This window comes from Pseudomonadota bacterium, from assembly GCA_016719885.1.
Taxonomy (GTDB): domain Bacteria; phylum Pseudomonadota; class Gammaproteobacteria.
Window position 1 is genome coordinate 119,629 of the sequence record JADJYF010000026.1, and the last position, 20,376, is coordinate 140,004.

A 20,376-nucleotide genomic window follows, 5' to 3' on the forward strand; every position below is an offset into this window, starting at 1 on the left:
GGCTCAGTTCCGCACAGGAGTGCCGCCGCGCCGGCCACCAATCGCTACCGCCATTTCATCGGCCGCGCGCACCAGCGCATCGACCATCGGCGCTTCGCTGGACAAGTGCCCGGCGGTGCGCAGGATCTCGAGGCGCGAGCCGGCGATTGCACGATGCACCAGCCAGCCCGCTTCGGCCGTGCAGGTGAGGTCCCGCGCGCCATGGATGATGGTGACCGGCACGCGCGGCAGGCGCGCCGCGTCGCGCAGCAGCTGATTCTCCTCGAGAAAATACCGGTGCAGCGCGTAGTGCATTTCAATGCGGCACTTGGCGATGGCGCTGTTGATCTCGCTGGCGCCGCCGTCTCCGGCGCCGTCGAGCGAGAACATCACGACCGCGGTCGACCACGCATCCCAGGCGCGCGCCGCGCGTTCGACCACCACCGTGTCGGCGGAAAATACCGCGGCATGCAGATGCGCAATCAATTGCTCATCGACGGCTACGCCGACATTGTCGACGAAGCGCTGCCATTGCATCGGCAGCAAGCGATTGGCCCCGTCGCCGGCGAACCACGCGAAATCGCGCTGCCTGGCGAGAAAGCTGCCGCGCAACACCATGCCCAACACGCGCTGAGGATGGGTCTCGGCGTAGGCTAGTGCCAAGGTCGAGCCCCACGAGCCGCCGAAAACCACCCACTGGTCAAGGCCGAAATGCTCACGGATGCGTTCCATGTCGGCGACCAGCGCTGGCGTATGGTTGTGTTCGACACCGGCGTAGGGAATCGAGCGCCCGGCGCCGCGCTGATCGAACAGGATGATGTCGTAGGCGTCCGGCGCAAAAAACTGGCGATGGTCTGCCTTGCAACCCGAGCCCGGCCCACCATGCAGGAACACCACCGGGATCGCACCCGGCGTACCGCACCGTTCTACGTGGAGTTGGTGTCCGTCGCCAACATCGAGTTGCAGCGTGGTATGCGCAGCGAGCGGTGGATATAGTTGACGCAAGCCCGAACCCTCGCACTGTTGCCGTCGAGCGCCGGGCCGCCGACGCGGCCGGCCCTCCGGGCTCACGCTACGATCAGATTTCTTCCAGGATGGCGGCCTTGCGACGCTTGAAGTCGTCCGCCGAAATCAGGCCCTTGTCGAGCAGCTGCTGCAGTTTCGCAAGTCGTTCCTCCAGGGATAGCGCGGACGCCTTGCCGGCGCCGCTTTCCTGCAGCGTCTTCAATTCCTTGCGCATGCGCGCCATCTCTTCGCGCATTTCGCGGCGCTCGAGCGTGAGCTTGGCCGCTTCGTTTCGCACCTTCTCTTCTTCCTTGCGCGCGGCCACCGGCATCTGCGCGTCGCGGTAGGCCTTGGCCGCCTTCAACACTTCGATGGCCACCCAGTCTGCCCTATCGGCGCCACCGTGCTCAACGCCCGCCGTGTTGACGATGCGTCCGGGCATATGGCCCTTGCTGCGCCGCCCGGCGATATCGAAATTCACATCGCGATAATCATCCGTGACGCCGAACGAGCCCTCGACGTTCTTCTTGCCCTTGTCGATGCGCTTCTGGTATTCGCCGATGATGAGATTGAGCTTGCCGTCCTTGTAGAACACCCGCCCGGTGGTCCATTCACGCTCGCGTCCGACCGACAGCAGCACATCGGCATAGCTGCGAATGTTAAACGTCACGTCTTCGTTGGGCGACGCCTTGTTCAATGCGTCCACCAGGTAGCGCGCAATGGTGCCGGCCTGGCCCTTGGAATAGACCGGCAGTGACTGCTCGTCGCGAAACACCCCACCCTTGGTCCACAGCTGCAATGACGCCAGCGCCTGTTCGACTTCGACCGGGTCGAGCGACACCGGATGCGCGTTGAGCGGCGATTTGTCTTCGATCGCGACCAGCCGCACGTACTGCTCGTTCTGTTCCCAGATGGTGGCCGTGACGGTGGGCTTATCGAACAGGTTGGGCAGCAAGTCGAGCGCCGTAGCAGACAATGGCCACACCGCTGCCGCGGCCACCACGGCCAGGGCCCGCAGCCACACGAGAGTCACAGGTTGTCGTTTCATGGATAGGTAGCGCCGAACGGAATTGAGGCGGGCGGCGGCATTATAGCCAGCGCCCGCTCGCTTTGACCATTCGACGTCGCGCGGATTTCGGCGCCACAAAAAAAAAGGCGCATCCATGGATGCGCCTCTTTTTCGCGACTAGCGCAGTGTGGCGTTGCTTACCAGAACAGGAAGCTGCCGACGCTGAAGGTATTCGCTTCCGGGTTGTGGCCCGGCAGGCTGTTGTCAAACGAGCCGTGGTTGTACTCGGCAATCAGGCGCAACCAGCTGCTCACGTCATGATAGACACCGACGGTCCACAGCTGGCGCTCGACGTGGCCGCCCACACCATTGGCGGCAACGCTGAGCACGTCGTCGTCGATGGACTGCAGATTGCCTTCGCCATACGACACGCCGACCTTGGTCTTGCCGTTGAAGGTGTAGGTGCCCTGCAGGTAGTAGCCGTCGCCCTTGCGCTCGCGCACGTTGCCGGCTGCATCGAACCACACTGCGTTCTGGTTGAACTGCGCGGTCAGACCCAGGCCTTCGCTGTCGTGGTAGTAACCGACGAACTCGAAGCCCATGTAGCCGATCTTGGTACCAGCGCCCCAAGCATGGGTGCTGATATCGCCGCAGCGCGCGTTGGCCGCGCCGACCGCGAAGATCTTGCCGTGGCAGCTCGAGCTGACGTCCTGCCACAGGCCATCGACCCACGCCTTGAAGTTGCCGCCGGTGAACGCCGTCGAATAGCTCATCTCGCCTTCGAAGCGCGGGGTATCGGCTTCGTCGAGCAGGCTGCCGGTGCCGCTGCCCGCGACGCCGTAGGTGGTGACGCCGGAGAAGGTCGCGGGGTCATACACGCCGAAAGCCAGCTGGAAACCATTCACCACAGGGGTGGTGTACTGGAAGCGGGCCGCGAAATCCGGATAGGTGTAACCATGGCCGACGCGGCCGAAGGTCACGGAACCGAAAGAATCGGCACCCGGCGCGAAGCCGACGCCGAACAGCGTCATGTCGTTCAGGATGGCATTACGACCGAACAGCGACAGCGTGCGGCCGAAGCTGACTTCACCGAAAGCGCCGCTCAGGTTGGCGACGACTTCGCGAGTATCGATGGTGGCGCCGCCGATACCCGGCACCGGGCCGACATTGCCCGACTGCGACGAGAACTGGGTCTTGGTGCCACCGGTCTGGATGGTCGGCGCGAAGCTGATGCGCGCGCTGCCGGTCATGCCGTCGATGGTCGGGGACTTGACGTTGAAGCTGAAGAAAGCCGGCAGGAAGCCCGAATGCACTCGGCTGCTGGTCTTGTCGGCGGCTTCGCTCACGTAGCCTTGGTCATAGTCGCCAACCGTGTAGAAAGCGTTGACGTTGCCGTCGAAGCTCACTTCCCAACCGTTGTCGCCACCGACGACCACGACTGCACCGGCGGGCGCGGTCAAACCTGCGCCAAACGCAGCGGCACCGACTGCCGCGGCAATCCTGGTCTTGGAATTTTGTATCGCCATCACTTCCTCCTAACTCTAAGGACTAAGGCTCAATCTGCAGGACCCAATCTCGAGCACTTTGTTTTTACTTCGCGTGCCTGACGGCTGTTTTGTTGTTCTTGCCAGGCCTGTTTCGTCTCGGACGAAACCGCTTTGGGTAATCGGCGAAGTTTCAATTCGTGGTCGATTCTAGTTCATTAAATCCACCCTGCCAACACTTTTGCAACAAAAAACTCCGCGAGTTGCGGGCAATTGCCGGTTGTGTAGCGTGTTTGCAACGATGCGACGCCACAATTCGGAGCAGTACGGCGCCAACGGGGCAGCACCTATCAGCCGCCGCCCTTGTGAAAGGCCATGTCGAAGCGCTGCAGGAAGGCGGCAAGCTCGACGGCATCGAGGTTGCTGAAAACGAGTTCGATGTCGACCATCGGCAGGCACAGTGAAGCAATGCGCCGCTGACGCTGCGGCGACACGCTGGCCACCAGCCGCGCGCCCTGCGGCCACTCGGCGTGGATGGCGAGACCTTCGCGCCGCCAGGCAAGGCCTTCGAGCACCCTCGGCAGCACCCTGAAAAAATCATCGTGGGACATGCCCATCGCGGGGCGCTCGACGCGCACCGCGCTCGATTCAGGCCCGTTCATCGACTCCGCCCAAGACACCGGCCGTCGTGAGCGCCAAGGTCAGCGGCGCCAGCGCCTCGGCGTAGTGACGCCAGTGCTCGCGCGCCTCGCCGTACAAGGGCCTGCGCACCTGCCATTGGCTGGCGGTGGTCACGGCGCGCCGCGATTGGTGGAAGCGCAGGCAGGCATCCTGCCAGGGCAGCCCGAGGAACTCGATGAGGCGCCGGCTCTGCCCTTCCTGGTCGTCGAGCAAAGCCTCGTAGTCGAGGTCCAGCATGGAGACGGCCAGGCGCTCGCGCCAATGGTCCATCAGCCGCCGGTAGCCGACATAGGCCTCGGCCAGGCTGTCGAGGTCATAGGAATAGGGATGGCTGCCGGCCAGGTCGCGAGTGAATATTGAGTGGCAGGTGGCGAGCGGTTCGCGGCGGCAGTGAATCACCCGGGCGTGCGGGAACAGCGCCGCGATGACGCCTAGATACAGGAAGTTGTACGGCATCTTGTCGGTCACGCGTAGCGCGCGCGGGTCGCGCGCCGCGAGCAGGGCCAGGTAGCGCGGCGCGAGCTGACCCATCTCGGCAAGACGTCGCGCGAGGCCGCGCGGATAGCCGCTGCCGTGCCCGTCACGACGCACCAAGGCCGGCACCTGGGCGGGAAAGAACACCAGTTCGCCGGCGCCATGGACATCGGAGTGGCTGGCGACGATCTGTTCGACCAGGGTCGTGCCCGCGCGCGGCATGCCGAGGATGAACACCGGCCGTTCGCTGGGATCGGCGAGGTTCGCGGCCCGGCGCATGAAATCCTCGGAAAAGGTCTCGATGACGGCGTTGATGAAATCGCGCTGGCCGGCGCGATCGAAAGGCACTTCCTGTCGACGCAGAGCGTTCGCCGCACTGAAACTGGCGAACGCGGCGCCGTAGTCGCCGCGGCGGTCGCGCAATCGGCCTTGCGCGAACAGCAATTGGCTGCGTGCGCCGGGCGCGGCCTGGGACACGAGCGCGGCGTCGATGCGTCGCTCGAGATCCTCGGCTTCGTCATCGTCGCCGACCATTTCCGCCAGGTTGCGCAGCGCTTCCGCGTGTCCGGGCGCGAGCGCCAGGGCGCGCCCGAAGGCCCGACGCGCAGCGTCCGCCTCGCCCCGCGCGCCCAGCGCCATGCCAACGTGGTTGGCATGCTGGGGATTGTCCGGCGCCAGGTTCTCGGCCGCCTGGAAGCTCGCGGCCGCCTCCTCCACCTGGCCGAGGCTGAACTGCACCAGGCCCAACTGATCGCGCAGACCCGCGCCGTCGGGCGCAAGGCTGGCGGCACGCGCCAGCGCCTCGGCCGCGCCCTCCAGGTCGCCGGCGCGCCGCTGGCACAGCGCCAGCAATTCCCAGGCCGACCACGGTGTATCGTCCAGCGCCAGCGCGCGCCGGCAGGCGGCGATGGCTTGTTCGACGCGCCCGGCGCCGGCCAAGGCCCGCGCCAGGCCGAGCTGACCGGGCGCGAAACGCGGCGCGAGCTGCGTGACCTTGTGCAGGAACTGCGCCGCTTCATCCATGCGCCCCGCTTCGAACAGCAGGTTGCCAAGATTGTTGGCGGCATCGACGTAGTCGGCGCGCTGGCGCAGGGCCGCGCGGTAATGCTTCTCGGCGACCGCGTTCTGTCCCTCGGCGAGGCAGGCGTTGCCACAGTTGAAATGCGCTTCGGGAAAACGCGCGCGCGCCGCCAGCGCCCGTTCGAACAGCGGTCGCGCCGCCGCCGCGTCGCCGGTCGACATCAGGGCCATGCCGAGATTGTTGTTGAGATCGGCGTCGCCGGGCGTGTGGTTCACGGCTTCGCGCAGCAGTTGAATGCCGGCCGTGAGGTTGCCGCTCTGGCAGGCGATGACGCCCAGCGCGCCGACGGCGGCGGCATGGGAAGGATCGCGGCGCAGGATCTCGCGGTAGAGGTACTCGGCCTGGCGCAGATCACCCGCCGCGTGCAGGCGCTGCGCGTTGTCGAACAAGGGCTGCGTGCCGAGCGCGGCCTCGTGCGGGGGCAGGGTCATGGGTCTCGCGGTGGCGCGTCAGCCGCCCGCCACCGGCGGCCAGATGGCAAGTGCGTCGCCGGCTTTCAGCATGGGACGGTCGCGATCTTCGGGCTCGACGTACAGGCCATTGATCAGGATGAGGTGGGCCGACGGGCGCGGCACATGGAAGCGGTCGATGACCTCGTGCACCGTGGTGTCGGGGTCGACATCGATCTCGACGATATTGCGGACTGCGTCACTGGGCAGATACTGCGCCAGCGACGCGAACAATTTGAATGTGATCTTCACGCGCTGCTCTCGCCACACCGGCCAGCCGCGCTGGCGCGCGGTGCCGGCATGCTAACCGCATCGCGCCGCGCGATGCTACTTCAAGACGCCGGCGTTGAAACCGACCGCCTGGGTGCTGGCCAGGTAGGCTTCCATGATGCGCGTCGGATCGGCGACCAGCTTTTCTTTCCAGGCGCCGAGCCGGGTTTTGGTCTGGATGAGCCCACGCAGCACGCCGACATGCTGGGTCAGCCCGAGGCTGGTCGCGCCCACCAGCACGTCATCCTCGAACTGCAGATTGAGATAGCGATACCGTTCGCGATTGAGCAGTTCCGCCGAGTCGCCGCCGGACTTGCCCATCCACAGGCCGAAGGAGCTCGAGATCAAGCCCAGCGTATCGAGCACGTTCATGTTGACGCAGCCGCGATGCACCGCGCCCTTCTGGCCCGCCATGTTGCGCGCCGCCAGCTGACCATGATCGGCGGCGGTCGGTTGAATGGCCTGCACCGAGTACTCGCCGGTGGAGAAATCAATCCCCTGGGCGACGTCGCCGGCGGCGAAGATGTTCGCATCGTTGGTCTGCATCTGGCGATTGACGAGGATGCCCTGGTCGGTCGCGATGCCGCTGTCTTTCACGAGTTCGATGTTCGGCTTCACACCGGTCGCCGACACCACCAGGTCGACGTCGACCGTGGCGCCCGAGTTCAGCACCACGCGCAGCGCATTGCCGTGCTTCTCGATTGCGTCGACCTTGGTCGAGGTATGCACGGTGACGCCATGTTCCTGGCACCAGTCCTTGATCATGTTGCCGGCGGTGTCGTTCATCATGCGCGGCACCATGCGGCCTTCCATCTCGACCACCGTCAAGGTCGCGCCGCTCTTGGCCAGCGCTTCGAGAATGATGCAGCCGATGAAGCCCGCGCCCATCAGCACCACGCGCGCGCCCGGCTTGGCGGTGGCGGCGATGCGGCGCGCATCGGCCAAGGTCCAGCACGAGGTCACACCGGGCAGATCGATGCCGGGAATGGGCGGCGACACCGGGCGCGAGCCGGTGGCGATGAGCAGCCTGTCGTAGGCGAGAGTCTCGCCGCCGGCGAGCGTGAGCTGGCGGGCAGCGCGGTCCAGTCCCGTCACGCGTTTTTGCATGACGCTGATATTGCGCCGCGCGAAATGATCGGCGGTCTTGCGCAGGTGGGTGCCCTGCTCGGCGATCTGCTTGATCAGGAAATACGGGATCGCCATGCGCGAGTACGGCGCTTCCGGCTCATCGCCGACCAGCGTGACGCTGGCGCTGGGTTGCAGTTTGCGCAGGGTCTCGGCGGCGATGACGCCCGACGGCCCGGCTCCAATCACGACATGTTGCATGGCTGCTATGCTCCGGTGGCTCGCGGACGTGCTCAGACGCCCAGCCGCTTCAAGGTGTCGGCGGTCGGGCGCCCATCGGCGGTCCAGCCACGAATTTCGTAATACTGCGGCAGCATTTCGTGGAGCCGGTTGACATGGCCCTTGGCCGGGCCGGTCTTGGCCGCATCCTTCAACAGGCGCTTGGGCAGCGTATCGTCGGCGGCCGTCAGGCCAGCGTCGAGATTGAACTGGCGCTCGAGGTTCCAGATCCGCTCGCCCGCCTCCAGCATGGTCTCGGGCGTCCAGCCGCCCTCGCAGGCGGCGTCGACCTGCGGCGCGATGTCGGCCAAGGTCCAGGCGAAGGTCGTGAACACGCACAGGCCGGTGGAGTCGACGGCGGCGGTGGCGTCCTGGAAGGCTTTCACCAACTCCGGCTTGCCCTCGGTCGAGAGCGGATCGGTCTTGACCGGTACGCCCATGATTTCCGACGACACGGTGTAGCTGCGCAGATGGCAGGCGCCGCGGTTGGAGGTGGCATAGGTCAGGCCCATGCCCTGGATGCCGCGCGGATCGTAGGCCGGGAATTCCTGGCCCTTGACCGTCATCGAGAGGTCCGGATGGCCGTACTTGGCGGTCAGGCGCTTGGAGCCGAGGCCGAGATCCTTGCCGAAGCCGGTGCCGGTCGCGACCAGTTCGGCGGCCTTGGTCAAAGCCTCGGCCGAGCCGAAACGCATCTCGATACCGCCGGTGTCCTTGGTGGTGATGGCACCGATGTCGAACAACTCCATGGCAGCGGCCACGGTCGAGCCGAACGAGATCGGGTCGAAGCCGTCTTCGTTGCAGATGAAATTTGCATAGGTCAGCGCGTCAAGATCATCCACGCCCGTATCACAGCCCAGTGCCCAGGCCGCTTCGTATTCGAGCCCGCCCGAGGCGCCCTTGTATTCGGGCTTGTTGCTGATCGTGTAGTGCTGGGGATCGATGGTCGAAATGCGCCCGCAGGCGATGGTGCAGCCGAAGCAGGCGGCATTGGTGACGAGGTTCGGCTTGCCGTCGCTTTCGCGCGGCTCGTGCATGGCCTCCGCCGAGATCTTCGATGCGCCCTCGAACTGCACTTCGCGCATGTTGCGCGTCGGCATGGCGCCCACTTCGTTGATGACGTTCATCAGGACCTGCGTGCCCATGGTCGGCAGGCCGATGCCGGTCACCGCGTTGTCCTTCAGCACCTTCTTGCCGACCGCGGCGGCGTTCATGAACGACTTGAAATCGCGCACGCCACCGACACCCAGCGTGCCGCGGATGGCGACCGCCTTGAGATTCTTCGATGCCATCACCGTGCCGACGCCGGAGCGGCCGGCGGCGCGGTGCTTGTCGTTGACGACGCCCGCGTACAAACAGCCTTCCTCGGCGGCACGCCCGACGCAGGCCACGCGCAGCAGCGGGTCCTGGTGAGTGGTGTGGATGATGTCGTCGGTCTCCCACACCGACTTGCCCCACAACGCCTCGGCCGACAGCAGTTGGGCCTGGTCATTCTCCAGCAGCAGGTAGACGGGTTTCGGCGACTTGCCCTCGAAGATGATCATGTCCCAACCGGCGGCCTTTAATTCCGCGCCGATGAAACCACCGGAATTGGAGCAGGCGATGGCGCCGGTCAGCGGGCTCTTGGTGATAACCGAATAGCGGCCGGCGGTGGCGGCCATGGTGCCGGTCAGGGGGCCGGTGGCCATGATCAGCTTGTTGCCGGGCGCCAGCGCATCGACCTTGGGGTCGATTTCGGCGCACAGGTACTTGGTCGCCAGACCGCGCTGACCGATGTACTTCAGCGCCCACTCCATGTTCAGCGGCTCGGACACACAGGTGCCGGCGGTCAGGTCAACGCGCAGTAATTTTCTTTGCCATGCCATGGTGCGAGTCTCCCGCCTGGATCAAGCCTTGGGAATCGATTGCGCGGCGTGGGCGCGCATGCGCTCGAGGCCGGTGTGTTCGGCGTCGACATAGGTGATGGCGCCCGTCGGGCAGGCGCTGGCGCAGGCCGGGTCGCCGCCACACAGGTCACACTTTGCCACCTTGCCGGTATCGGCGTTGTAATTCACGGTGCCGAACGGGCAGGCGATGGTGCACACCTTGCAGCCGACGCACACGCTTTCGAGCACGTCCTTGGCGCCGGTGGCGGGATTGATGACGATCGCTTCCACCGGGCAGGCGTGCATGCACCAGGCTTCCGCGCACTGCGAGCAGGTGTAAGGGGCGAAGCGGCCCTCGTCGTGGAAATTGAAGACCTTGATACGCGACTTGGAGGGATTGAACACCCCCTCGTTCTCAAACGAACACGCCATCTCGCACTGCAGACAGCCGGTGCACTTTTCAGGTTCGAGTTGCAGCGCCTTGAGCATCAGGGTTCTCCTCGATTGCGCCCGTCCGCGACGGACCGCATTCCGAATGATCGAGGAGCGTGACACGCTCGCCGTCGTTGCCACCGACCCAGAGCCGGCCCTCGCTCTCCGACGCCACGCACCGAGTGCGCTCCCCTCGTGAATTTTTCCCGTTGCCAGGCGCCTAACAGCGCAGGTATTGCTGCATCCTCGGATATAGAATGCCGAGCGCTCAAGAGCGGCTACGGGGCCGGCTCAGACTAGCGAGATTCCATCGAAAACACCAGACCGAGCCGCGCTGTAAATATGAACCGTCATCCCAGTCGCCATCGCCTACGTATCGGCCCACCCGCCGCCCTCATGGTCGTGGTTTTCGCCCTGCTCAGCAGCGCACCGTCGTGGGCCGCAACGCCGTTGACGGTGCGCATCGCCTTCATCGGGCCCGTCGACGGCGACGCCCACGCCGGGCGCCGCGCAGGGCATCAAGGAAGCCAATGCCCAGGGCAAGTTCCTCGGCCTCGATTACGAACTGGTAAGCAGCGCCGACGCCGATGCCGCCCTCGCCGCCCAGGCCAGCGCGGTGGTCGCGGATGCCGGAGCCGATGCCCTGCCGGCGCTGGCGACGGCGGTGCGCGGACTACCGGTCTTGAACGTGCACGCCGAGGACGACGCCCTGCGCACGCAGTGCATCGCCAATCTTTTCCACACCATCCCCAGCCAGGCCATGCGCGTCGACGCCCTCGCGCAATGGCGCAAGAAGCAGCCCGACAGCCACGCCGCGGCGCGCGCCTGGGACGCCGGCGCGGAAATGTACGCCGGCAGCCAGTTGAACAAGCGCTACAGCGACGGCGCGGGCCGCGCCATGAACGACCATGCTTGGGCGGCGTGGGCGGCGGTCAAGCTCTTGTCCGATACCGTCGCGCGACTTCGTTCCGCCGAGCCCACCGCCCTGCTCGGCGCGCTGCGCAAGGATCTCGCCTTCGATGGCCAGAAAGGCGTGGACATGAGTTTTCGCGACAACGGCCAACTGCGACAGCCGCTGCTGCTGGTCGAAGACGGCAAGATTGTCGGTGAAGCACCGGTGCGCGGCGTCGCCGCCAACGGCGATCTCGATTCCCTCGGTAATACGAGCTGTGCCAGGTAGGCCGGCCGCGCGACGCCTCAATCCCAGACATCCCCCAACGGAGTTACATCATGCGCATTCCCGTTTTCGCCCTGCTGCTCGCCCTTGCGCTCGACTGCGTCGCGGCCAGCGGCCGGGTCTTCGTCACCAATGAGAAAGGCGACAGCGTCAGCGTCATCGATGCCAAGACCAATCAAGTCGTCAAGACCGTCGCCATCGGCAAGCGCCCGCGCGGCATCGGGCTTGCGCCGGACGGCAGCGCCATCTACGTCGCGGTCAGCGTCGACAACCAGATAGCGGTCATCGATCCGAACACGCTCGAGGTCAAGGGCCACTTCCCGAGCGGCGACGATCCCGAAGCGTTTGCCGTGCACAAGAACGGCAACATCTACATCTCCAACGAGAACGATGCCAAGGCCTCGGTCATCGACCCGCACACCGGCAAGCTGGTGACCGAGATCGAAGTCGGCATCGAGCCGGAAGGCGTCGCCATTTCGCCCGACGGCACGCGCGCCATTGTCACCAGCGAATCGACCAACATGCTGCATATCATCGCCATCCCCGAGCACACGGTGGTCAACAGCATCCTGGTCGGCGCGCGGCCGCGTGCGGCGACGTTCAGCGCCGACGGCAAGCTCGCCTACGCCACTTCCGAAATTGGCGGCGAAGTGAAGAAGGTCGACGTCGCGAGCGGCACCATCCTCGGCAAGATGGCGCTCTCCGACGACCAGGCCAAACCCAAGGACATCCTGGTCAGCCGCGACGGCAAGCGCCTGTACGTGGCCGGCGGACGCGCCAACCGTGTATTCGTGCTGGACGCCAACTCCCTGGAAGTCATCACCAGCGTGCCGGTCGGCAAACGCGTGTGGGGCCTCGCCCAATCGCGCGACGGTGCCCGCCTCTACAGCACCGACGGCGCCGACAACCAGGTCTCGGTAATCGACACCAAGAACAACAGCGTCACGACCCGCATCCCGGTCGGCGAAGCGCCGTGGGGCATCGTCATCGACGACTGAGCGCGTCTAAATGTAGCCGTGCGTCAGCTTCCGTCGGCTGACGCGCTGCTCCCGCGGCGCACGGCAGCCGATACCACTCGTGGTCCCGCCGAGATTCGCGCGCAAGCGCAATACTCGCTAGAGCTGGTCTCAAAATTATTCGCGGCCGCGTGTCGTGCGACGCATGCCTGTCAAGACGGCGCGCTTCGCGCGCACGCTCGCGCACCTGCGCCGCTCCCTGACACCTTCAAGCCACGCCCGCCCAGGCAGCCAAAACAGGGAATTCCCACCGCCACGGGGAACTCCCCCCGGGGCCCCGGGCGGGCCGGGGGGGGCCGCCCACACCGCGAGGCGAAGAAGAGCCCGCAGACGACCGCTCGCAGTTGCGCTGTTCGATCCCCCCGGGGAAGCCCCGGGGGGGGGGGGGGGGGGGGGGGGGGGGGGGGGGGGGGGGGGGGGGGGGGGGGGGGGGGGGGGGGGGGGGGGGGGGGGGGGGGGGGGGGGCCCCCCCGGGGGGGGGGGGGGGGTGTTTCCGGGGGGTGGCCGCCCGGGGCCACCAGGAGGGGGGGGGGGGGGGGGGGGGGGGGGCCCCCCCCCACCGGGCCGGGCGGGAGGGCGCCGGGGCGACCTATAGGGAGGAGCCCGACGGCGGCCCAAGAAGCCGGAGACGGCGAGCCGCGCGACGGCACGCGGCGCGCGGCCGGATCCACCGCCAGGCCCTATCTTTTTCTTTCTGATAGTTTCATTTAAAATGGCAGCCTGGCATTCGCGACGGCCACGGCGCAGGCGGCGGACACGCTGGTCGATGACGAATACCTAGCCAAGCTTGGCGACGGCTCGAACTGGCCCGCCTACGGCCGCACCTCCACCGAACAGCGCTACAGCCCGCTAGCCGAAATCAACGCCGCCAATGTCGGCAAGCTCGGCATCCAATGGGTCACAGACCTGCCCAACGAACGCTCCCTGATAGCAACGCCGCTGGCGGTCGACGGCGTGCTCTATTTCACCGGCAGCTACAGCCGCACCTATGCCGTCGATGCGCGCAACGGCAAGATCCTGTGGCAATTCGATCCCAAGACCATCGAGCACGCCGGCGATCGCCTGCGCGTCATGTGGGACATCAACCGCGGACCTGCCTATTACAAGGGCAAGGTCATCATCTCCACCGTCGACGGTCGCCTGGTCGCACTCGACGCCAAGACCGGCAAGCAGTTGTGGGAAACGATGACCGTCGACCCGCGCAAGTCCTACTACGTCAACGGCGCGCCCAAGGTATTCCGCGACAAGGTCATCATCGGCAACGGCGGCACCGAGCACGAAGCGGCGCGTGGTTACGTGACCGCCTACGACATCGAGACCGGCAAGCAGGCCTGGCGCTTCTACATCGTGCCCGGCAATCCGGCCGACGGCTTCGAGAACAAGGCCATGGAAATGGCGGCCAAGACCTGGAGCGGCGAATGGTGGAAACACGGCGGCGGCGGCAACGTGTGGAACGGCATGACCTACGACGCCGAGTTCAACCAGCTCTTGATCGGCACCGGCAACGGCTCACCCTGGAACCAGAAACTGCGCAGCCCGGGCGGCGGGGACAACCTGTTCCTGTGTTCGATCGTCGCGGTCGATGCCGACACCGGCGAATACAAGTGGCATTACCAGACCAATCCCGGCGAAACCTGGGACTTCAATGCCAACATGGACATCGTGCTGGCCGACGTGCAGTACGGCGGCCAACCGATCAAGGCGCTGTTGCAGGCGCCCAAGAACGGCTTCTTCTACGTCATCAACCGTGCCAACGGTGAACTGCTGTCGGCCGAGAAGTTCGGCAAGGTGACGTGGGCCGAACGCATCGATCTCAAAACCGGACGCCCGGTCGAAGTGCAAGGCGCGCGCTACGAGGACGGCGAGGAACTGGTGTGGCCGGGCCCGTGGGGCGCGCACAACTGGCATGCGATGTCCTACAACCCGGGCACCGGCCTGGTGTACATCCCGGCCTGGGACATGCCTGGCCTCTACAACGACAAGGGCTTCGATGCGGCCAAGTGGCAGTCGCCGCATTTCAAGGTCGACCCGGGCGTCGCGTTCGGCGGTGAAGACGTGCCGAAAGACATCGGCCAGGCGCGCCTCCTCGCCTGGGATCCGATCAAGCAGAAGAAAGTCTGGTCCCACGATCTGCCGCCGGTGTGGAACGCCGGCACCATGACCACCAAGGGCAACCTCGTGTTCCAGGGCCGCGCCGACGGCGAGTTCGTCGCCTACGATGCCGCCAAGGGCGACAAGCTATGGTCGGTGCAGCTCGGTTCCGGTATTTCCTCGGCGCCCATCACCTACACCGTGGACGGCAAACAGTACGTGTCCTTGCTGGTCGGCTGGGGCGGCGGCGGCACGATCTTGGGTTCGCTGGCCGCGCAACACGGGTGGAAGTACAAGGTCCATCCGCGCCGCCTCTATACCTTCGCGCTCGACGGCAAGCAGCCGGTACCACCTTCGCCGCCGCCGGCCTTCGCGCAGCCACTGGACCCGCCGGATTTCAAAATCGATGCCAAGCTCGCTGAGCACGGCCGCGATCTCTTCGCACGTTCCTGCCTGTACTGCCACGGCGCCGGCATGGTGGCGGGCGGCGAAGCGCCGGATCTGCGCGAATCGCCGCTCGCGGCCGATCGGGACGCGTTTGAAGCCGTGGTGCTGAAAGGCGCCAAGATTGCCAACGGCATGCCGCGCTTCGCCGAATTGACAGCCGATGATGTCGGCGGGTTGATGCACTTCATCCGTCTGCGAGCACGAGAGACGAAGGCCGCGCAGGCTTCAACGCCCTAGCGCGGTAGCGTTACGACAGGGCGGTCACCTGAGAGCGTGCCCGCTCTTCGGCCGCATCGCCGGGCAACACGTCCGCGATGCCATGACGGATGGCGAGTTTGGTCATCTCGGTGGCATTGGTCACGTTCAACTTGCGCTTGGCCTGGGTCAGATAATTGACCACGGTCTTATAGTGGATGGAGAGCCGCAGTGCGATTTCACGCGGATCGACACCACTGGTCGCCATCGACACGATTTCGAATTCACGCGCCGAGAGTTGTTCGAAGGATTTTCCGCCCCGCGGACGCGATGGCGATTCGGGCAATACTGTTGCTGATGTAGTCTTCCCCGCCGCCACGCACGCACCGCGCCGACGAGTTCTCCGGCGCCAAGCTTGACACATACCGGCCCGCTTTCATGGCCTGCATGACGAATACGCCTTCGTCGTGCACGCTGACCGCGAGGATGCGAGCGGCCGCGTCGAGGCTCCTGATGCGCTGGATGGCGGTGACGCCCGACATCTTCGGCATCGAGAGATCCATGACGACGACATGGGGCTTGGCGTCGCGGAACATGAGATAGCCGAGTTCGCCGTTAGCCGCTTCCGTGATGTCGCCGCACCAGCGCTGCTGCTCCAGCAGGGCTCGAAAACCAACGCGAACGATGGCGTGGTCGTCGACCAGCAGTATATTGACACCCATGGCGGGTCTGCGCGCCCGAGCCGCCTCAGAACGTCATCCGCACCCCGACCCATCCCGCGCGCGGCGCGCCGGCGCCAACGAATATTGGCCGCTGATCCGCGAGGCCCGGGATCACCTCGGACGGGTCCTCGCCGAGCAGGCCAAAGCTCTCGTAGTCGGTATCGAACAGGTTGGTGCCACGCGCGAACACTTCAAAGTGTTTGTTCACGGCATAGGACGCGCGCAGGTTGACCAGCGCATAGCCGTCCAGTGCATCGAGTTGATTCGATTCATCGCCGCGCAGGAACTGGCCCGAGTTGTAGAGCAGGTCGAGCCCCAGCACCAGGCTCCACGGCGTGCGCCAGTCGGCGCTGAATTTGAACTGGTGATCGGGGATGCCCGGCAGACGATCGCCCTTGTTCACGGTCAGCTCGCCATTGCTATCGGCGAACGGATGGTTGGGACTCTGTACCTGGAACTGGTCTTCGAAGGTCGCGCGCACGTAGCTGTAGGCGATCGCGTAGTCGAAGCGCTCGAAGCTGACGGCGAATGCCGATTCGAAGCCTTCACGCAGCGTCTCATCGACGTTGGCGAACAGGCCCGTGCCACGCCCCGTGGTCTGGAAAATTATGTCGTTGTGATTAGCGGTGCGGAAATAGCCGAGCCGGTGCTGGACCACGCCGAGCTTGCCGCGCACGCCGAATTCGACGCTCTTGGCCACCACCTGGCGCAACGGCGGATCGGCGAGGAAGGCATTCGGCAGACGGCATTCGAAGTCGACGTCGTCCGGATCCTCACCGCGCGCGGCAGCCGCGGCGCGCGCGCGCTCGAAAGTGTCTTCGTTGCACGACAGTTCGATGGGCGTCGGTGCGCGCGACGATTCGCTGTAGTTGGCGTAGGCGCTGTTGTTCTCGGCAAGCTTGAATGTCGCTCCAACGGTCGGATTGAACCGCGAATAGTCGTGGCTGCCGTTCAATTCGGGACGCGCCGCCGACAGGTCGCTGACCTTGACGGCGGTGCGGTTGTAGCGCCCGCCGGCAGTGACCGTCAGGCGCGACGTGACATCGAAGGCGTCGAGCACATACACGCTCCAGGTGCCGTTGACGGTATCGACCTCGGTTGCTTCGCGACCCAGGAACGAACTGAGGCCGAGGCCCGCGGTGCTGCGCGTGACAGGGTCCAGGTCCGCCAGTTCCACCGTCGACTTGAAGCGCGCTTCGCCGCGCGCATAGCCGGCGCCCGCCACCAGGTAGTTGTCGTGACCGAACAACGGGCGCTGCACACTGCCCTGCAGGTCGAGGCCGTAGCTCTGTTGGCTGCGCGAACTCAGGTTGTTGATGGCTGCATCACCAATGACGCCGCTGCCGGTGAGCGTCGGTGTCAGGTCGTCGAGGTTGAACGCTTCGTCGCCCGGCGCCAGCAGCGCGTTCATCGCGGCCTCGAGCGCTGCCGGGTTCGCGGCGCCCAGCACGTTGGCCTCACACAGGTCGTCGTCGTCGATGCCGATGCGCGCGAGGTCGTCGTCCTCGAGACCTTCCAGCAGGAAATTGCCACCACCGAGCTGGCAGGCCAAAAGATCGGCGGCGTCGCCGTTGAACGACGAGGTCTTGATATCCCGGTAGTAGCCAGTGGTGGCGAGCTTGATGCCCTCACCGACTTCATGATCACCATTCAGCGTGAAGCTGTAGGCCTCGTTCTTCGTGATGTCGGGCGCAGTGAAGATAGCCTCGCGGTCCAGCGCCGCGAGCCCCACCGGCGCCGGGCCGTTACCCGTGAGGTCGGTGTCGCCATATTGAAAGCCGAGATCGAGCTTTGAATTCTCGCCGCGAAAGCTAGCCGCGCCGTAAACGTTCACCGCGTCGGAGTCCGACAGATCGCGCCAGCCATCCTCGGTGAAATAGTCGACGTTGACGTAGTAACCCAAGGTGCCATTGTTGCCACCGCTTTCAGCACTGGTTTCCGCCCTACCCCACGAACCGCCTGACGCCTCCACTTCGTGGCCACTGAAATTGAAGCCGTTCTTCATTTCAATCGACAGCGCACCGCCCAGGGTATTGAGACCGAACAGCGGGTTGCTGCCGCCCAGCATGGTCATGCTGTGAATGGCCGATTCGGGAATGAGATCCCAGTTGACCGCATCACCGAGTGGCTCGTTGATGCGCGCGCCGTTCTGGAACACCGCGATGCCCTGCGCGAGCCCCAGCAGCGGCGAGGCCGTATAGCCGCGGTACTGCACGTCGGGTTGCAGCGGGTTGTTCTGCGCCGAATTGATGCTGACGCTGCCGAGATGCGCGCCGAGATAATCGGTGAGATCGCTGGCTTGCGCGCGCTTGAAGGCATCGGCATCGGCGGCTTGCACCGTGAACGGCAAGCGCTCGGCGGCGATGCCGTCGCCACCCGGCGCCGGCGCTACCACCACCACTTCGTCATCGAAGCCCGCGCCTTCGGCGGCCAGGGTGATGGTCGGTACCGCGGCAACCCACATCGCCATCAAACAGGTTTGCGCGATCACATCGCGCGCTCTGCAATTGTTCACTTTCGGCTCGGTCCATGTGATCGAATCGGCCGGCATTGTAGTGGCAGAAACGGGCGCGGGCGGCGGGAAATTCCCCCGCGTATCGCGGGAAAATCTCCCGCGCGATGAACACCCGCCTCAGGCGCGAACCAAGCCGTGACGGATCGCGAGACGCGTCAGTTCCGCGCTGGTCTCTACTTCCAGCTTGCTCTTGATCTGGGTTGCGTAGTTGGCGACGGTCTTGTAGCTCAGCGCGAGGCGATTGGCGATGGCATTGACGCTCAAGCCCTCGGCCAGCAGGCACACGATTTCGAATTCGCGGGTCGACAAGGCTTGGAACGGCGAATCGCTGCCCTTGGTCTTCTGGAAGGCGAGGCGTTGTGCGATGTCGGGGTCGATATAGATATTGCCGTTGGCAATCTGGCGCACGGCCTCGACCAGCACCACCGGCGCGCTGCTCTTGCCGATATAGCCGCGCGCGCCGGCCTGCAGCGCCTGCTCCACGAACAGGGTGTCCTCGTGCATGCTGAACACCAGCACGCGCGCATCGCTCTGGCGCGACACGATGCGGCGAATGGCCTCGATACCGCCGACACCAGGCATGCTCAGATCCATGATGACGAGGTCGGGCGCATGCTCGACGAACTGCCGGCACGCGGCTTCACCACTCTCGGCCTCGGCCACCACGCACAGGTCGCCCTGGTTTTCCAGCAAGGTCTTGAAGCCGGCCCGCACGACCGCATGATCGTCGACCAACAGGATGCGCATCGGATTAGCCAAGTTCGTTCTCCGTTTCGAGCAGCATGGCGAGCGGCAGGCGAACGCGCAAGCGTGAACCGGCGCCGGCCGCCGATTCGAGCGCCAAGTGTCCACCCAGGGTTTGCGCACGCTCCTTGATGCCCGCCAGCCCGAGACCACGCGGCTGCTGTGCGGGCGTGAAACCACGACCGTTGTCCTCGATACATAGCTCGAGCGTCGCGCAATCCTGATGGTCGTCGCCGACGTGCAATTCGACCGCGGCCTCGCTCGCGGCGGCGTGCCGCGCGATATTGGTCAGGGCTTCCTGCACGATGCGATACAGGCCGATGCGCGCGGCGGCGTTGAGCTTGGGCAGGCTGCGCGACGCCTCGAAACGACAAAAGCATTCGGCATGATGGTCGTTCCACTCATCGATCATCGAAGCGATCGCCGCCACCAGACCGAGTTCGTCGAGCATCACCGGATGTAAGCGCGCCATCATGCGCCGCGCCCGCGCATAGATATCGCTGGACACGTCGGTGATGGTGGCGGCGCGCTCGGCCAGCGCCGGCTGTGTCACCTCCAGGCGCTCGCGTATCGACACCGCGAGGGCCTTGATGGCGGTGATTGATTGTCCCATCTCGTCATGCAGTTCATGGGCGAGATGGCGACGCTCCTGTTCCTGGATGTCCAGCGAGCGCTGCGCCAGGCGCAGGTTCTCGGCATGACTCGCGGCCAGCGCCGCCGCCATGTGGTTGTAGCGGGTGGTGATGGCATCGATGTCGGCCAGGCCCACCACCGGCACGCGCGCGGTGTACTGGCCGCGTTCGATGCCTTCGAGGGCCTCGGCCAGCTTGGCCAGCGGTTGCAGGGCGCGCCCCAGGAACACGAAAACCAGCGCGATGGCGCCCACGCAGATCACGAACAACACCACCATGGTGGTGCGGGTCTCGCGCCACGCCTCGCTGATCTCATCGTCGGGCTCGGCCGCGATCACGATGCGGCCATGGGCATAGGGCACGGCGTGCTCGAGTTCGGCGGGAGCGGGCCGCACCAGCGCCGCGAACCAGGCCGGCGCGGTGCTGGAATGGGCGACGCGGCGCGTGGCGCGCGACGGCTTCGCCTCACCGTCATGCACGACCTCGAAACGCAGATGCCGAATGGCAGCGTCGCGCGTGAGGCGCGCGGTGAGTTCGCCGAGCTCGGCGTCGCTGACGGTGGCGCCGGGCGCCGCGACCAGGCCTTGCAGCAAGGTGGTCGCGAGATCGCTCGACGCGTTCAGTTCGTCGAGCACCGCCTGGCGGACATCGGCCAGCAGGTAGGCAACGCCGACCGCCAAGGTCGCGCCGAAAATCAATGACAACAGCAGCGTCAGGCGTACGCGTAAGTCCATGCCCGGCCAGCTCGCTGCGCGTCAAGGCGG

The 20,376-nt window shown here is 65.6% G+C and carries 17 protein-coding genes and 1 pseudogene; 4 read left to right on the plus strand and 14 right to left on the minus strand.

The window, feature by feature from the left end:
- Window positions 1-3: 3 nt before the first annotated feature.
- The 9 genes from pip to IPM80_21285 all read right to left on the minus strand — a co-directional run bounded on the left by pip (window position 4) and on the right by IPM80_21285 (window position 10,130).
- Window positions 4-984: a prolyl aminopeptidase gene (gene pip / locus IPM80_21245; protein MBK8960874.1), complete on the minus strand. Its 981-nt coding sequence runs from the start codon at window positions 982-984 to the stop codon at window positions 4-6.
- Between the two features lie 73 nt (window positions 985-1,057).
- On the minus strand, window positions 1,058-2,032 hold the full coding sequence (locus tag IPM80_21250) for an SHOCT domain-containing protein (GenBank protein MBK8960875.1): 975 nt from the start codon (window positions 2,030-2,032) through the stop codon (window positions 1,058-1,060).
- A 158-nt stretch (window positions 2,033-2,190) separates the two neighbouring features.
- Window positions 2,191-3,519 (minus strand): porin, encoded by a 1,329-nt coding sequence (locus IPM80_21255; protein MBK8960876.1) that lies wholly within the window; start codon window positions 3,517-3,519, stop codon window positions 2,191-2,193.
- Window positions 3,520-3,827: 308 nt separating this feature from the next.
- Complete coding sequence (locus IPM80_21260) at window positions 3,828-4,139, minus strand: hypothetical protein (protein ID MBK8960877.1); 312 nt, start codon at window positions 4,137-4,139, stop codon at window positions 3,828-3,830.
- Complete coding sequence (locus IPM80_21265; GenBank protein MBK8960878.1) at window positions 4,126-6,144, minus strand: sulfotransferase; 2,019 nt, start codon at window positions 6,142-6,144, stop codon at window positions 4,126-4,128. The genes IPM80_21260 and IPM80_21265 overlap by 14 nt, the downstream gene beginning before the upstream one ends.
- An 18-nt stretch (window positions 6,145-6,162) precedes the next feature.
- Window positions 6,163-6,414 carry a MoaD/ThiS family protein gene (locus tag IPM80_21270; protein MBK8960879.1) on the minus strand — a complete coding sequence of 84 codons (252 nt, stop codon included), beginning with the start codon at window positions 6,412-6,414 and terminating at the stop codon, window positions 6,163-6,165.
- 75 nt (window positions 6,415-6,489) lie between these two features.
- A complete protein-coding gene (locus tag IPM80_21275) occupies window positions 6,490-7,758 on the minus strand; it encodes an NAD(P)/FAD-dependent oxidoreductase (protein MBK8960880.1) in 1,269 nt (422 codons plus the stop codon).
- Between the two features lie 32 nt (window positions 7,759-7,790).
- Window positions 7,791-9,641 (minus strand): aldehyde ferredoxin oxidoreductase family protein, encoded by a 1,851-nt coding sequence (locus IPM80_21280; protein ID MBK8960881.1) that lies wholly within the window; start codon window positions 9,639-9,641, stop codon window positions 7,791-7,793.
- A 21-nt stretch (window positions 9,642-9,662) separates the two neighbouring features.
- On the minus strand, window positions 9,663-10,130 hold the full coding sequence (locus IPM80_21285) for a 4Fe-4S dicluster domain-containing protein (protein ID MBK8960882.1): 468 nt from the start codon (window positions 10,128-10,130) through the stop codon (window positions 9,663-9,665).
- A 559-nt stretch (window positions 10,131-10,689) separates the two neighbouring features.
- Here IPM80_21285 and IPM80_21290 point away from each other — a divergent pair.
- The 4 genes and pseudogenes from IPM80_21290 (at window position 10,690) to IPM80_21305 (ending at window position 15,041) form a co-directional block, all read left to right on the plus strand.
- A complete protein-coding gene (locus tag IPM80_21290; GenBank protein ID MBK8960883.1) occupies window positions 10,690-11,253 on the plus strand; it encodes a hypothetical protein in 564 nt (187 codons plus the stop codon).
- 50 nt (window positions 11,254-11,303) lie between these two features.
- Window positions 11,304-12,248: a PQQ-dependent catabolism-associated beta-propeller protein gene (locus tag IPM80_21295; GenBank protein MBK8960884.1), complete on the plus strand. Its 945-nt coding sequence runs from the start codon at window positions 11,304-11,306 to the stop codon at window positions 12,246-12,248.
- A 394-nt stretch (window positions 12,249-12,642) separates the two neighbouring features.
- Window positions 12,643-12,861 (plus strand): annotated as a pseudogene (locus IPM80_21300) (hypothetical protein).
- Between the two features lie 164 nt (window positions 12,862-13,025).
- Window positions 13,026-15,041, plus strand: a complete 2,016-nt coding sequence (locus IPM80_21305; GenBank protein ID MBK8960885.1) for a PQQ-dependent dehydrogenase, methanol/ethanol family — start codon at window positions 13,026-13,028, stop codon at window positions 15,039-15,041.
- Between the two features lie 10 nt (window positions 15,042-15,051).
- Here the strand turns inward: IPM80_21305 and IPM80_21310 are convergent, their stop codons facing one another.
- The 5 genes from IPM80_21310 to IPM80_21330 form a co-directional block, all read right to left on the minus strand.
- Window positions 15,052-15,273: a hypothetical protein gene (locus IPM80_21310; GenBank protein ID MBK8960886.1), complete on the minus strand. Its 222-nt coding sequence runs from the start codon at window positions 15,271-15,273 to the stop codon at window positions 15,052-15,054.
- 10 nt (window positions 15,274-15,283) lie between these two features.
- Window positions 15,284-15,721, minus strand: a complete 438-nt coding sequence (locus tag IPM80_21315; protein MBK8960887.1) for a response regulator transcription factor — start codon at window positions 15,719-15,721, stop codon at window positions 15,284-15,286.
- Window positions 15,722-15,746: 25 nt separating this feature from the next.
- On the minus strand, window positions 15,747-18,236 hold the full coding sequence (locus IPM80_21320; protein ID MBK8960888.1) for a TonB-dependent receptor: 2,490 nt from the start codon (window positions 18,234-18,236) through the stop codon (window positions 15,747-15,749).
- Window positions 18,237-18,353: 117 nt separating this feature from the next.
- Window positions 18,354-18,983 carry a response regulator transcription factor gene (locus tag IPM80_21325; GenBank protein ID MBK8960889.1) on the minus strand — a complete coding sequence of 210 codons (630 nt, stop codon included), beginning with the start codon at window positions 18,981-18,983 and terminating at the stop codon, window positions 18,354-18,356.
- A gap of 4 nt (window positions 18,984-18,987) precedes the next feature.
- Window positions 18,988-20,346, minus strand: coding sequence for a hypothetical protein (locus IPM80_21330; protein ID MBK8960890.1), 1,359 nt, complete (start codon window positions 20,344-20,346; stop codon window positions 18,988-18,990).
- Window positions 20,347-20,376 lie beyond the last annotated feature (30 nt).